The following is a 14,014-nucleotide window of genomic DNA, read 5'->3' on the forward strand; positions in this document are numbered from 1 at the left end:
CATGAATACTAAGTGAACAACCGGTCTCAGTCGTTCGCGTGCAGCATCGAGTTCAGCTCGACACCGGAGCCGGTCCGCGGCACGACCTCGACCGCGCCGGTCGCCGAGTTGCGGCGGAAAACCGCGCCCGAAATGCCGTTGAGCTCGCGGGCCTTGACGACCTTGCCCTCGACGACGACCTTCGTCCCCGCCGTGACGTACAGGCCGGCCTCGACGACCGTGTCGTCGCCCAGCGAGATCCCGACGCCGCCGTTCGCGCCGATCAGGCAGCGCTCGCCCAGCGAGATCGTCTCCTTGCCGCCACCCGAGAGCGTGCCCATGATCGACGCGCCGCCGCCGACGTCCGAGCCGTCGCCGACGACCACGCCGGCCGAGATCCGGCCCTCGACCATCGACGCGCCGAGCGTGCCGGCGTTGAAGTTGACGAAACCCTCGTGCATCACGGTCGTGCCGGACGCCAGGTGCGCGCCGAGCCGGACGCGGTCCGCGTCGCCGATCCGGACCCCGGCCGGCATGACGTAGTCGACCATCCGGGGGAACTTGTCGACGCTGTAGACGGTCACCGCGCCACGCGAGCGCAGCCGCAGGCGGGTCGTCTCGAAGCCCTCGACCGGGCACGGGCCGTGGTTGGTCCACACGACGTTGGCCAGCAGGCCGAACATGCCGTCGAGGTTCTGGCCGTGCGGGCGGACCAGGCGGTGCGAGAGCAGGTGCAGCCGCAGGTACATGTCGTGGGTGTCCGCGGGCGCGTCGGCGAGCTTGCCGATCGTGGTGCGGACGGCGACGACCTCGACCCCGCGGTCGGTGTCCGGGCCGAGCAGCGCCGCGGCGGCTTCGCCCAGCAGCTCGGTGGCCTCGTCCGCGCTCAGGCGCTCGGTGCCGGGGGTGCCGGCTTCGACGAGCTTGGGGTGCGGGAACCAGGTGTCCAGGACGGTCCCGTCGGTCGCGACGGTGGCCAGCCCGACGCCGCTGGCGCCGGTCGTTTCGGGGTTCGGGCTCTGCTCGCTCACGCCCGACACGGTAGTCGAGTGACGCGGATCAACCACTCGTGGGCTGAGCCGCCACCTGCTTCTTCAGGTCGGTCAGCGCACCGGCGATGTCGACGAGCGCCTGGGTGCACGGGCCACCCGGATCGGGCACGGTCGTGCAGCCGGCGGCCCGGAAGGCCTTCACGGCGGTGTCGAGCTTGTCCGCTTCGGCGACCAGCTGCGGGTCGCGGTCGTTCGCGCGCTTGCGGGCCGTGCCGGGGACGTTGCCGACCTCCGTGACGTACTTCTCACAGCCCTTCGGCAGCTGCGTGCGCGGGCTCGCGAAGCACTGGTCGACGGTCAGCGCGTCGAGCTTCGTCGGGAGCGCGTCCGGACCCGGCTCGCCGCCCTGCTTGGGCGTCGGGCCGGCTTCGTTGCCGCAGCCGGACAGGACCAGGACCAGCACCGCGCCGCCCGCGGCGACTCCGAACCTACGCACCCGCCCACGGTAGCGTGCCGGGCATGAGCCTCGACCTGCACGCCGACCCCGTCGACCTGACCGCCGCGCTCGTGGACACCTTCAGCGTGTCGGGCGCGGAGGCCGAAATCGCGGCGGCCGTGCAGAAAGCGCTTCAGGAGCAGGCATCCCACCTCGAGGTCGTCCGCAACGGCGACGCCGTCCTCGCGCGCACGAACCTCGGCCGCCCGTCGCGGGTCGTGCTCGCCGGGCACCTGGACACCGTGCCGGAGAACGGCAACCTGCCTTCGCGGCGGGAAGGCAGCGGCGACGACGAGATCCTGCACGGCCTGGGCACGGTCGACATGAAGGGCGGCGACGCCGTCTTCCTGCACCTCGCGGCGACGCTGCCGTCGCCCCGGCACGACGTCACGTTCATCTTCTACGACAACGAAGAAGTCGAAGCGGTCAAGAACGGCCTCGGCCGCATCGAGCGCGAGCTGCCGGAGTGGCTGGCGGGCGACCTGGCGATCGTGGGCGAGCCGTCGAACGGCGTGATCGAGGCCGGCTGCCAGGGCACCATGCGCGTCGAGCTGCGGCTCTCCGGGAGGCGGGCCCACACCGCGCGGGCGTGGATGGGGGAGAACGCGATCCACGCGCTGGCCGAGCCCCTGCGGCGGCTGGCGGAGTACGCGCCGCGGATCGTCGACATCGACGGGCTGACCTACCGCGAGGGCCTGCAGGCGACGAAGATCGGCGGCGGGGTCGCGGGCAACGTGGTCCCGGATTCGGCGGTGCTGACGGTCAACTTCCGCTTCGCGCCCGACCGCACCCCGGAGGCGGCGGAGCGGCACGTGCGCGAGGTGTTCGACGGGTACGAACTGTCCGTTGTGGACATGTCCCCGGGGGCACTGCCGGGGCTGTCGGCCCCGGCGGCGGCCGAGCTGGTGACGGCGGCGGGCGGCCGCGCGGCGGCCAAGCTGGGCTGGACGGACGTGGCCCGCTTCGCGGCGTTGGGCATGCCGGCGGTGAACTTCGGCCCGGGCAACCCGACCTTGGCGCACACGAAGCAGGAGAACGTCCGGACCGCGGAGATCCGGCAGGTCGCCGAGGTCCTGCGCAAGTTCCTGTCCTGAGTGGTCCTCGTCACACCCGCGGGCGCTGAGCTGCGGTGACGCTCCGGCACCGGTCGTCACCGCAACTTTTCCGGGTTCCCGGCCGTATCCCCTGGTGAAGCCGCACCCTGGAGGAGCCATGCCCGAAACCGCTGGACGGGCCGCGGCCGTCGCCGTGCTCGCGCTGGCGGTGGCCGGGGCGCTCACCGCCTGTGAACAGCAGCCCGTCGCCGCGCCCGCGGCCGGGCCGGTCGTCATGGCCATCGGGGAGGCCACCTCCGTTCCGCCGCCGCCCGCGGAAGCCGCGCCCGTCACCCAGGCCGCGCCCGTCGAGGTCGCCATCACCTTCCCGCGCACCGGCTCGGGCCAGTGGATGTTCACCCCCGGCAGTGACGAGGTGGCCGGCAAGTCCGGCAAGCTCATGCGGTACCGGATCGCCCTGGAGACCGACATCGACGGCGTCGGCCCCGCCACCTTCGCCAAGGCCATCCGCGGCATCCTCGGCGACCCGCGCGGCTGGACCGGCGGCGGCGAGTGGCGGCTGCAGCAGGTCGGCCCGGGCGACGACGCCGACTTCACCATCTACCTGGCCACCCCCGCCAGCCGCGACAAGCTGTGCGGCGGCACCGCGGACGGCTACACCTCCTGCCGCAACGGCAGCAACGTCGTGCTCAACGTCGCCCGCTGGGCCAACGCCGTCCCGGGCTACGGCGCGCCGCTCGACGTCTACCGCCAGTACATGGTCACCCACGAAACCGGGCACCGGCTCGGCCACGGCCACGAGCTGTGCCCGGGCGCGGGCCGGCCGGCGCCGGTGATGGAGCAGCAGACCCTCGGGCTGCACGGCTGCGTCCCGAACCCGTGGCCGTTCCCGAACGGCAAGTCCTACGCCGGCCCCTCGGGCGAGTACGACGACCCGATCCCGGCCGGCGACTCGTAGGCTTGCCCGCATGCCGGACACCACTCCGACCTGGCGTCCCGTCGAGGACGACGTCGTCCAGGGGCGGCAACGCCTGATCTTCGTCCGCGAACATGACGGCTACGCCCTGACCGCGCTCGCCGTCTACGCCGACGGTGTCGTCGCCTGGCAGTGGGACAAGACCGACTTCGACGGCCTTCGCACCGCGTTCGCCGACGGCACCCTGACCCTGACGCCGCCCGAGGACGCGCGGGTCATCGTCAACGGCACCGCCGCCGGCACCGCGCGGCTGGAGTCCTGGCTGACGCCCGAGTTGCTCATCGCCGACCTCGCCGACGAGGTGGACCGGCTCAACGACCGGCCGGATTCCTCCGCACGCTGCTGGGACGCACTCGTCGCGTATGCCGCCGAGCCGAGCCCCGCCAACCTGGAGATCGTCCGAGAGCGGTACCACGCGGTGCCCGAACACCGGCGGATCTACGTGCTCGGCGACATGGACCACAACGACGTGCCGGTGCGGATCCTGCTCGCCGAGCCGGGCGAGACGATCCCGGCCCGGCACCCGGACCGCACCCTCACCGTGACGCCGGAGACGCGGGAGTGGGCGGTGGACTACTTCCGCCGCAGCGAACGCGACATCGCCGAGTCGCGGCAGCGGTACGCGGCGGACGGGCCGGAGACCGCGCTCCCGCTGTGGATCGATGTCGGGGTCTACCCGAGCGGCTGGCCGGAGCCGCCGGGCCCCGAGGTGTTGCAGCTCGACTACCCGGCACCGGTCGTGCACGACGGCCGGGAGTACCGGTCGGTCATGCACGCCTACTGGGCGCTGTCCACCGACGACGACGCCTGGCACGAGCGGATCGCCGCGGCCGAAAAGGGCCTCGACGCCCGGAAGCTGGGCGAGCAGGCACCTCGCCGCGACGGCTGGTCCGCGGTGCGGCTCGGCGTGATGGCCGCGCTCCTGCGGGACAAGTTCGACCGGCACCCGGCGATGGCACAGCACCTGAAGGAAACCGGCGACGCCCGGCTGCTCTACGACGACTGGGGTTCGCGGTACTGGAGCTCCCGCGGCACCAACTGGGTGGGGCGCTTGCTGGAGCTGGTGCGGTCGGAACACGCCGGCTCGTGAGTGGTAATTCGGGTTCTAACCCGAATTACCACTCACGACCGCGTCAGCGGCCCTGCAGGGACTTGACGTTGTTGCCGAACGTCCAGCCCTTCGAGCCGTCCCAGTTGATCGACCAGTCCATCAGGCCCTTCAGCCCCGGGACCGACCGCCACGCCTGGGAAACCAGGCTCGGCGACATGTACCCGCCGCCGGCACCTGGCTGCGCCGGCAACCCCGGGACCTGCTTGTCGTACGGCACCCGGATCGTCGTGCCCTGCACGACCAGGCCGTTGTTCAGGCACTGCGTCTGCACAGTGAAGCCCTGCACGGTCCCGGCCTGGTACGAGTCGCCGGAGCAGCCGTACATCGAGCCGTTGTAGTACTGCATGTTCAGCCACCACAGGCGGCCGTTGTCCGCGTACTTCTTGATGATCGGCAGGTACGCGCCCCAGATCGAGCCGTAGGTGATGCTGCCGCCGGTCACGTACGCGGTCTCCGGCGCCATCGTCAGCCCGAAGCCCGCCGGCATCTGCGCGAGCACGCCGTCGATGATGCGGATCAGGTTCGACTGCGACGCCGAGAGCGTCTTGATATTGCCGCTGCCGGTGAGGCCGGTCTCGATGTCGATGTCGATCCCGTCGAAGTTGTACTGCTTCAGGATCGGCACGACCGTCGCGACGAACTTGTCCGCCACCGTCGAGGACGACAGGTCTATACCAGCCGCCGCGCCGCCGATGGACATCAGGATCGTGGCGCCCGCGGCCTTCGCCGCGCACATCTCGGCGGGCGTGGACACCTTGACGCCGGCGTCCATCCCGTTCTCCCACAACACGGTCCCGTCGGACCGGATCACCGGGAAGGCGGCGTTGATGACGTTGTAGCCGTGCTGGGCCATGCGGCTGTCGGTGATCGGGACCCACCCCATCCCGGGGTGGACGCCGTTGGCGGCGCCGTCCCAGTTCTCCCAGTAGCCCTGGAGAACCTTGCCCGCGGGCCGCGGTTTCACCGCGCACGTGTCGGCCTGCACCGCCCCCTGCGCGGGGGCCGACACGAGCAGCGGGACGGCCAAAGCCGCTGCCAGAAGTGTTCCGAACAGGCGGTTTCTGCGACCGGACATACCGATTCCCATCGTCGTTGAGGGCGAACGCGGCGTGTCCGATCAACATAAGCGCCGCGGGGAACCGTTGACTACCTACGATCGGGTGGTCTAGACAACCGTGGCTTTCACGTGAAAGCTCCCACCTGGGGGCGGCACTTTCACGTGAAAGTGCCGCCCCCGGAGGGGGGTCAGACGGTCAGGGTCCAGGAGGACAGGTACCCCGTGTCGGCCGGGCCGACGTCCCGCAGCCGCAGCTGCCAGGCCCCGTTCGCGACCTCCGAAGAGGCGTTGACGGTGTAGGTCGTGTCGAGGTTCGGCGTCGAGTCGCTGCTGGAGTTCTTCAGCCGGTACGCCGTGCCGTCCGGGGCGACGAGGTCGATCACCAGGTCACCGCGGTAGGTGTGGGTGATGTGCACCTCGACCTTGGTGGCGTTGGACGCGTTGCGCGCGCAGCCGCCGACGGTCGCCGGGCTGTTCACCGCGGCCCCCGGGTAGTCCGGGATGTCGAGGCGCGTCGAGTTGGTCACCGGCGCGCACGACGACGTCCCGACTCCGAGCGAGAACGACGCCGTGTGGTCGACGTTCGCGCCGTCGGCCGTCACGGTGACCGGGAACGTGCCGGTCGGGGTGGTCGACGACGTCGAGATGGTCAGCGTCGACGAGCCGCCGGAGGAGATCGTCGCCGGGCTGAACGACGCCGTCGCGCCCGCGGGCAGGCCGGACGCCGACAGCGAGATCGACTGCGCGGACCCGGACGTCGTCGTGGTGTTCACCGCGACCTGCAGCGACTGTCCCGGTTGGACGGTCCCGGCGGTGGGGTTCAGTGCGACGGAGTAGTCGTTGCCCGTCGTCGTCGCGACGGCCAGCTTCCACAGCGCGTACCCGATGGCGTCGGAGTTCTTCTCCAGCGGTGTGTCCGGGATGTTGGACGTCGTGTCGCACGCGCGGTGGTAGCAGTTGTCGAACGCCGCACCCGCGGTGCCGCCCCACTTCTGCGCCTGCGCCGAGCTCTTGATGTCGCCGGCGCCGGTCGCGAGGCCGCCGACCGGGATGCCTGCGCTCTTGAACGACGCGTGGTCGGACCGGCCGTCGCCTTCGCTGTCGCCCTCGGTCTGGATGCCGATGGAGGAGAAGTACTCGTCGAAGATCGCCTTGACCGAAGCGACGTCGTCGTAGACGAAGTAGCCCCAGTTCTTCGAGCCGATCATGTCGAAGTTGAGGTAGGTTTTGATCTTCGTGCGCTCACTGCTCGGCAGGTTGTTGACGTAGTACTTGGAGCCGACCAGGCCGGACTCCTCGTCGGCCCACCAGGCGAACCGGACGCGCTTGGCCATCGTGGGGTTGGTGCGGGCCAGCGTCAGCGCGGTTTCGAGGATCGACGCGCTGCCGGAGCCGTTGTCGTTGATGCCGGGGCCGGCGCTCACCGAGTCGAGGTGCGCGCCGAGCATGATGACCTGGCTCGCGTCACCCTGCGGCCACTCGGCGATCAGGTTCTGCGACTGCCCGATGCAGCTGGTGCACGTCTGCCGCGTGGTCGTGAACCCGGCGTTCTTCAGCAGGTTTTCCACATAGGACACCGAGGCCGCGTAACCGTTGCCGCGCGGCGACCGCGTGCCGCCGTTGTTGTTGGCGATGGTCTGCAGCTGGTTGAGGTGGGTCTTGATGTTGGCCAGCGAGATGTCCGGCGCGGCGAGCGCCGTGGCGGGCGCGGCGGTCGCCGCGGGCACGGACACGACGCCCAAGACGGCGGCCAGGGCGGTGACCCCGGCTCCGAATCTGGTCTTCCACTTCATGGCGGTGAGTTCCTTCGGTGGGGGTTGGGGAAACGCCGTGAATGGCACATTGACGGACGTAAAGTCCCTCAATGTGCCATTCACGGACTTCGGGGCGGTGCTACACGGTCAACGTCCAGGAGGACAGGTAACCGGTGTCGGCGGGGCCGACGTCTCGGATGCGGAGCTGCCACGCGCCGTTCGCGGCTTCCGAAGAAGCGTTCACGGTGTAGGTGGTGTCGATGTTCGGGGTGGAGTCGCTGCTGGAGTTCTTCAGCCGGTAGGCGGTGCCGTCCGGCGCGACCAGGTCGAGGACCAGGTCACCGCGGTAGGTGTGGGTGATGTGCACCTCGACCTTGGTGGCGTTCGACGCGTTGCGCGCGCAGCCGCTGACGGTGTTGGGGCTGTTGACCGCGCTCGCCGGGTAGTCCGGGATGTTCAGCCGCGTCGAGTTGGTCACCGCGGCGCACGAGCCCGTGGTCCCGACGCTCAGCGTGTACTGCGCGGTGTGGTCGGTGGTGGCCCCGTCGGTCGTGATGGTGATCGGGTAGCTGCCGGTCGGGGTCGACGCGGTCGTCGCGATGGTCAGCGTCGAGCTGCCGCCGGACTGGATCGTCGCCGGGCTGAACGTCGCGGTCGCGCCGGCCGGGAGGCCCGACGCCGACAGCGTGATCGACTGCGCCGCACCGGAGGTGATCGTGGTGCTGAGCGTCGTCGTCGCCGAGGCGCCCGGCTGCACCGAACCCGAAGCCGGGTTCAGCGCGACCGAGTAGTCCGCGCCGCCGCCGCTGCACGAGGTCGGCTCACCGCTGACGGTGGTGACGGAGACGGCGTCCCACGCGGCCTTGGTGGCGTTGTACTCGGTGCAGCTGCCCGGGAAGAGCGCGATCGCGGCTTCGAGGGTCGCCTTGCGGGCGGCCTTGTGGTTCCACGACGAGGTCTTCTTCAGCAGGCCGTTGTAGAAGATCTTGCCGGCCTTCTGGATGCCGACGCCGGTGACGCTGGAGTTGTTGCAGGTCGGGCTCGTGGGCTTGCCGCCGCCCGGGTTCGAGCCCTCGGCCAGCAGGTAGAACCAGTGGTTCTGCGGGCCGGCCGCCGCGTGCACCTCGGTGCTCGGGATCGACGACGAGTAGCAGTTCGGGTCGCCGACCTTCGACGGCTGGTACATGTAGCGGATCGGCCCCTGGCCGACCAGGTTGACGCCCTCGCCGACCTCGTAGTCCGGCGTGTCCTTGGCGTTGTTCGCGTACGCCTCGGTCAGCGCGCCGAAGATGTCACCGGTCGACTCGTTCATGCCGCCGTTCTCGTTGCCGGAACCGGCACCGCCCGGGGTGAACTGGAAGATGCCGTGCCCGAACTCGTGGCCGACGACGTCCATCGAGGTGGCCTGGCGCTGGTTGTCCTGCGAGTGCCCGAAGTGCGTCGACGAACCGTTCCAGTACGCGTTGACGTCGTTCAGGCCGACGGACGCCGGGTAGCCGGTGCCGCTGCCGTTGATGCCGTTGCGGCCCAGCCAGTCGGCGAGCATCTTCCACTCGGTCTGGACGCTGTAGAGGACGTCGACGCAGCCGGTCTCGAGGTCCGTGCCGGAGCCGTTGCCCCAGTTGTTGTCCGGTCCACTGTAGACGGAACCGCCCTCGCGGCCGCAGCTGATGCCGGTGCGGCCCGGGTCGCGCAGCGTGTACGTGCTGCCGGACTGCGTGGTGTCGATGGAGACGTTGCCGACGTAGTAGCTGTTGCCGGTGCCGGCCACGTTCACCGTCGAGGGCTGGGCCTGGGTCCGCGCGCCCGAGGCGAACGTGCGCACGTCGTCGCGCTTGTCGAGCACCGCGCCGGTCGCCGCGTCGACGAACACGTGCAGGTTGCTCGGCGCGGTCGCGGTGCGCCCGGCGACGACGACCTCGTACGCCAGCTTCGGGTTCGCCCCGGCCAGCACGACCTTCTCCGGCGTGCTCAAACTGTCCACAGTGGGCAGTTGAGCGCGCGCGGTGGCCGCGGCCTTCGCGGCGTCCAGCGTCACCCGCGTACCGACGGTGATCGGCGCGGTCTCGGCGGCGCTGGTGCCGCGCACCCGCCCGGCCCCGTCGGCGACGACGACCGCGTCGCCGCCCACGACCCGCAGGCCCTGGTAGGTGCGCTGGTAGGCGCCGTAGAAGAGGCCACCGCCACCGGCGGTGAGGCCGACGCGCCGGAACGACTCGGCCGGGCCCCGCTTGAGGGCGTCGAGCCCGGAAGCGGCGGCCTGGTCGGCCGCGCGGGCCGCGGCCACGTCCGGGGCGGCGGGCTGGGCCTGGGGTGACGCGCTCGCCGGGGCCACCGGCAGCGCGAGCGTCATGGCGAGCCCGGCGGCGGCCGCCAAGCCCGTTCTGAACCCACGATGGGTCATCGAGGTCTTCCTTCCACGAAGGATGGGTGTGGTGAAGGAAAAGGGGACGTGTCCCGGGGATCAACAGGAGGTATGCGTCCGGACGCATCCGAGTAAAGGATCAGCGGTTCCGGGCGTCAATGCGCCGAACGGACCAACACCACGTTCCGGATTCGCCGGTCAATTCGTACAAACCCCGCCGGTGCTGGGGATTCGCCGCGCATTCCGCACCGGAACGACTTTCGTAGGGACTGTTCCGGACACCATCCGAACGCCGGACGATCTCGATCATCGGGAATCGTTAGTACTGCTCAGGAAAACGATGTCAGTCGGCTTCGGCGCCCAGCGCGATCAGCCCGTTCCGCAGCACGTTCGCGGCTTCTTCCTGCTTTCCGGTCTCGCCGAGCAGCTCGCTCAACGGCCGCAGAGCGCGCACCAGCACACCGCGCGCGCCGAGCCCGGTGGCGAGCTCGACCGCCGCCCGCAGGTACTCCGCCGCGCCGCGGGCGTCGCCGCGCGCCCGGGCCAGCGACCCCAGCTGCAGCCGCAGTTCCGCGGCCAGCGGCGTGCCCGCGACGACGGCCGGGCGGACCTGGTCGAGCAGCGCGGCCGCCGTCTGCAGCCGGCCCGCCGCCAGGTACTCCGCCGCCAGCTCGACGGTGATCGCCGGGACGTCGTCCGGCCACGCCGTTTCCCGCGCGGCGCCGAGGTCGGCCAGCGCGCCCTCGACGTCGCCCGCGCGGCCCCGGACCCGGGCCCGGGCCAGCAGGCAGTGCGCCATCGCCGGGTGCAGCGCGCGTTCCTGCATGAGGTCGTAGGCCGCGGTGATCGACGCGGTCGCGTCGGCGAACCGGTCGGCCGCCAGGTGGCTGCGGCACACCTCGAGGTGGCTGCGGGTCAGCTCGGCCAGCACGCCCGGGCCGCCCCGGGCGAGCCGCAACGCCGACTCGGCGTACTCCGCGGCCCGTTCCAGGTCGCCCTGGCGCAGGTGCCGCTCGGCCAGGCAGGCGCGCAGCGTCAGCAGCATCGACGGCTGCGGGTACCCGTCACGCAGCAGCTCCGCGTGGCAGGTTTCCAGCAGGTGCAGGGAATACTGCGCCTCGCCCCAGCCGGACAGCACCGCCGCGCGCAGCGGCACGACCATCGCCCGCACCGGCGGTGGCTCGCCCGACAACGTCGTTTCGGCCTCCGAGACGTACTTCGTGCGGATCTCACCGGTCGAGTACCCGGCCAGCCACAGCAACGCGATCCCGGCCTGCCGCGGCCGGTCCAGGCGTTCGGCCTGACGGCGGAGCCGCTGCATCCGCGGGATCGCGCGGCGGGCGTCGCCGGCCAGGAACCGTTCCGCCGTCTCGATGAGCTCGAGGTCGAGCTCGATCAGCTCGCGCGGCGAGCTGCCGCCGAGCAGCTCGTCGGGGTCGATGCCCAGCTGCTGGGCGAAGAACCGCAGCGCGTCGCCCGACGGCGTCCGAGCGCCGGTCTCGACCGACGACACGTACGCCGCCGAGTACTGCGGTCCGGCCAGTTCGCGCTGCGTGAGCCCGCGCTCGGTACGCAGCTCACGCAGGCGTTCGCCGACGCTCTCGCTCACTCGGGTCGCCCTTCCACCGGTTCAGGGTAGGCCGCGCGGCGGCGGGGGAGTCGCCCGCCGCCGCGCGGCGGGGATCAGCAGGCGCCGGCGTCGCTCCACACGGCCCACGAGCCGGGCGCGCCGGGCTCGGCACCGGTCGAGTACCACGTGGACGTCCACTTGTGACCGTTGTGCCCGACGACGTCGTTGGGCACGTAGCCCTTCGCGGAATCCCACTCGGCGATGCCGTCGCAGCCGGTCGGCGGGGTGCCGGTGCCGACCGTCAGCGAGAACTGCGCGGTGTGGTCGGCGTCGGTGCCGTCGCCGGTGACCGTCACCTGGCTGGTGCCCTGCGGCGTGGTGGCCGAGGTGGTGATGGTCAGCGTCGCGGTGCCGCCGGACTGGACGCTCGCCGGGCTGATCGTCGCCTTCGCGCCCTCGGGCAGGCCGGTGGCGAGCAGCTGGACGGTCTGGGCGTTGCCCGAGGTGACCCGCGTGGTGATGGTCGTGGTCGCGGTCTGTCCGGGTTGGACGGACGCGGACGTCGGCGACAGCGTCAGCGAGTAGTCGTTGCCGGCCGGCGGCTGGCCGCTGCAGGTCGGCTCACCGCTGACGGCCGGGACGCTCACGGCGTCCCACGCGGCCTTGGTGGCGTTGAACTCCGTGCAGCTGCCCGGGAAGAGCGCGACCGCGGCTTCGAGCGTGGCCTTGCGGGCCGCGCGGTGGTTCCACGACGACGTCTTCTTGAGGAGGCCGTTGTAGAAGATCTTGCCGGCCTTCTGGATGCCGATGCCGGTGACGGTGCTGCCGTTGCACGTCGGGCTGGCCGGGGAAGCGTTGCTGCCCTGGGAAAGCAGGTAGAACCAGTGGTTCTGCGGCCCCGCGGCGGCGTGCACCTCGGTGCTCGGGATCGACGACGAGTAGCAGTTCGGGTCGCCGACCTGGCTCGGGTTGTACATGTAGCGGATCGGGCCCTGGCCCACGAGGTTGACGCCCTCGCCGACGGTGAAGTCCGGCCGGTCGACGGGGTTGTTGGCGTAGGCCTCGGTCAGCGCGCCGAAGATGTCGCCGGTGGACTCGTTGAGCCCGCCGTTCTCGTTGCCGGAGCCGGCGCCGCCGGGCGTGGTCTGGAAGATGGCGTGCCCGAACTCGTGGCCGACGACGTCCATCGGCGTGGCCTGGCGGCGGTTGTCCTGCGAGTGCCCGAAGTGGGTCGAGGAGCCGTCCCAGTAGGCGTTGACGTCGTTGAGGCCGACGCTGGCGCGGAAGCCGCCGCCGGCGCCGTCGATGCCGTTGCGGCCCAGCCAGTCGCCGAGCATCTTCCACTCGGTCTGGACGCTGTAGAGCGTGTCGACGCAGCCGGTTTCGAGGTCGGTGCCGGAGCCGTTGCCCCAGGTGTTGCTGCTCTTGGTGAAGATCGCGCCGCCTTCGCGGCCGCAGGCGATCCCGCGGCGGCTCGGGTCGGTCATCGAGTAGGAGCTGCCGGAGCCGGACGTGTCGATCGAGACGGTGCCGGCGTAGTAGGAGTTGCCGGTGCCGGCTTCGCGGACGTCGTCGCGGGTGTCGAGGACCTGGCCGGTCGCGCTGTCGACGAAGACGTGCAGCTTGGTCGGGTGGGCTTGGTTGTGGCCCGAGACGACGACCTCGTAGGCGAGCTTCGGGGCGTCCCCGGCGAGCACGACGAGCTTGGGCGCGGTCGTGCTGTCCACTTGGGACACCTTCGTGCGCGCGATCTTCGTCGCTTGCCCGGCGTCGAGGGTGGCCTGGGTCTTGACGGTGATGGGTGCGGTGCGCGCGGCTTCGGTGCCGCGGACGTGCCCGGCCCCGTCGGCGACGACGACGGCATCCCCGCCGACGACCGGCAGGCCGTGGTAGGTGCGCTGGTAGGAGGCGTAGAAGAGGCCACCGCCACCGGGGGTGACGCCGGTGCGGAGGAAGGTCTCACCGGCACCCTTGGCAAGCCGGTCGACGCCGTTGAGCGCGGCCTGGTCGGCGGCCCGCGCGGCAAGCGCTTCGGGGGGAGCGGCGGGCGTGGGAGCGGCGGCGGCCGGGATCGCCGGCACCGCGGCGAAGGTCAGGGCCAGGCCGGCGATCGCCGCCAGCCCTCGTGGGGATCTCATGGGGCACCTTTCCGGGGAACGCGGGGAGTGTGACCGGCGGAATAACTGCTGTTATTGCGCCGGACGCGTCCGAGTAAAGGTTCCGGTCGTGTGCTGGTCAATGGGCTGAATGGCCTAGTGGGGCGGGTTCAAGATCACGGTCTCGTGGGCGAAACCGCAGGAAATGGCGGGGTTGGCGACTGGTCTGAACCAATTCACCAACTTTGGTAGGGAGTTGGGGATGGTTCGGACCAGTGAGCCCAGTGGTCCGGCGGATCGGGGTGGGTGCTCGGCGCGGGCGGGGATGGTTCGCGGTGGCGGGGGCGGGAGTTCTCGGGTGTTGGTGGGCGCGCGTGGGCTGGGGGCTTGGGTGGGATTCGCGGCGGTGCCCGGCCGGCGGGCGTGGGCTTGGGGCTTGGGTGGGGTTGGCGGGCGGCGCGTGGGTGGGCGGTCGCCGCCCGGCGCTTGGGCGCTGTTCGCGGGCGCGGGCTTGGCGCTTGGCTCTGGTTCGCCGGGGGCGCGTGGGTGGGCGCGCGCGGGCT

10 protein-coding genes are annotated in these 14,014 nt (G+C 71.2%); 3 read left to right on the forward strand and 7 right to left on the reverse strand.

Annotated elements, in window-relative coordinates; genetic code table 11:
- Positions 1-26 precede the first annotated feature (26 nt).
- Positions 27-1,010, reverse strand: a complete 984-nt coding sequence (gene dapD / locus BLV96_RS36575) for a 2,3,4,5-tetrahydropyridine-2,6-dicarboxylate N-succinyltransferase (RefSeq protein ID WP_086680346.1) — start codon at positions 1,008-1,010, stop codon at positions 27-29.
- A 28-nt stretch (positions 1,011-1,038) separates the two neighbouring features.
- Positions 1,039-1,467 (reverse strand): hypothetical protein, encoded by a 429-nt coding sequence (locus BLV96_RS36580; RefSeq protein WP_086680332.1) that lies wholly within the window; start codon positions 1,465-1,467, stop codon positions 1,039-1,041.
- A 23-nt stretch (positions 1,468-1,490) separates the two neighbouring features.
- Here BLV96_RS36580 and dapE point away from each other — a divergent pair, with 23 nt between their 5' ends.
- The 3 genes from dapE to BLV96_RS36595 all read left to right on the forward strand — a co-directional run bounded on the left by dapE (position 1,491) and on the right by BLV96_RS36595 (position 4,588).
- Positions 1,491-2,561: a succinyl-diaminopimelate desuccinylase gene (gene dapE, locus BLV96_RS36585; RefSeq protein WP_086680334.1), complete on the forward strand. Its 1,071-nt coding sequence runs from the start codon at positions 1,491-1,493 to the stop codon at positions 2,559-2,561.
- Between the two features lie 118 nt (positions 2,562-2,679).
- On the forward strand, positions 2,680-3,480 hold the full coding sequence (locus BLV96_RS36590; protein WP_086680336.1) for a DUF3152 domain-containing protein: 801 nt from the start codon (positions 2,680-2,682) through the stop codon (positions 3,478-3,480).
- A 10-nt stretch (positions 3,481-3,490) separates the two neighbouring features.
- Positions 3,491-4,588 carry an NADAR family protein gene (locus tag BLV96_RS36595; RefSeq protein ID WP_086680338.1) on the forward strand — a complete coding sequence of 366 codons (1,098 nt, stop codon included), beginning with the start codon at positions 3,491-3,493 and terminating at the stop codon, positions 4,586-4,588.
- Positions 4,589-4,631: 43 nt separating this feature from the next.
- On the opposite strand, the gene BLV96_RS36600 is transcribed toward BLV96_RS36595, so the two are convergent.
- The 5 genes from BLV96_RS36600 to BLV96_RS36620 all read right to left on the reverse strand — a co-directional run bounded on the left by BLV96_RS36600 (position 4,632) and on the right by BLV96_RS36620 (position 13,493).
- Positions 4,632-5,684, reverse strand: a complete 1,053-nt coding sequence (locus BLV96_RS36600) for a chitinase (RefSeq protein WP_086680339.1) — start codon at positions 5,682-5,684, stop codon at positions 4,632-4,634.
- Positions 5,685-5,854: 170 nt separating this feature from the next.
- On the reverse strand, positions 5,855-7,459 hold the full coding sequence (locus tag BLV96_RS36605; RefSeq protein ID WP_086680341.1) for a M28 family peptidase: 1,605 nt from the start codon (positions 7,457-7,459) through the stop codon (positions 5,855-5,857).
- A gap of 100 nt (positions 7,460-7,559) precedes the next feature.
- Positions 7,560-9,824 (reverse strand): M4 family metallopeptidase, encoded by a 2,265-nt coding sequence (locus BLV96_RS36610; RefSeq protein WP_208608419.1) that lies wholly within the window; start codon positions 9,822-9,824, stop codon positions 7,560-7,562.
- Positions 9,825-10,128: 304 nt separating this feature from the next.
- Entirely contained in the window at positions 10,129-11,394 is a 1,266-nt protein-coding gene (locus BLV96_RS36615) for a helix-turn-helix domain-containing protein (protein WP_086680342.1), read from the reverse strand.
- A gap of 74 nt (positions 11,395-11,468) precedes the next feature.
- The gene (locus BLV96_RS36620; RefSeq protein ID WP_091390055.1) at positions 11,469-13,493 is read right to left on the reverse strand and encodes a M4 family metallopeptidase; all 2,025 of its coding nucleotides are present in this window, start codon (positions 13,491-13,493) and stop codon (positions 11,469-11,471) included.
- Positions 13,494-14,014 lie beyond the last annotated feature (521 nt).

The sequence above is a fragment of the Amycolatopsis pretoriensis genome (genome assembly GCF_900107925.1).
GTDB lineage: Bacteria > Actinomycetota > Actinomycetes > Mycobacteriales > Pseudonocardiaceae > Amycolatopsis > Amycolatopsis pretoriensis.

Bases quoted from the DNA above. Each gene is read 5' to 3' on its own strand.
- BLV96_RS36620 (WP_091390055.1), bottom strand. From the start codon at position 13,493: ATGAGATCCCCACGAGGGCTGGCGGCGATCGCCGGCCTGGCCCTGACC.
- BLV96_RS36605 (WP_086680341.1), bottom strand. From the start codon at position 7,459: ATGAAGTGGAAGACCAGATTCGGAGCCGGGGTCACCGCCCTGGCCGCC.
- BLV96_RS36600 (WP_086680339.1), bottom strand. From the start codon at position 5,684: ATGTCCGGTCGCAGAAACCGCCTGTTCGGAACACTTCTGGCAGCGGCT.
- BLV96_RS36610 (WP_208608419.1), bottom strand. From the start codon at position 9,824: ATGACCCATCGTGGGTTCAGAACGGGCTTGGCGGCCGCCGCCGGGCTC.
- BLV96_RS36590 (WP_086680336.1), top strand. From the start codon at position 2,680: ATGCCCGAAACCGCTGGACGGGCCGCGGCCGTCGCCGTGCTCGCGCTG.
- BLV96_RS36595 (WP_086680338.1), top strand. From the start codon at position 3,491: ATGCCGGACACCACTCCGACCTGGCGTCCCGTCGAGGACGACGTCGTC.
- dapE (WP_086680334.1), top strand. From the start codon at position 1,491: ATGAGCCTCGACCTGCACGCCGACCCCGTCGACCTGACCGCCGCGCTC.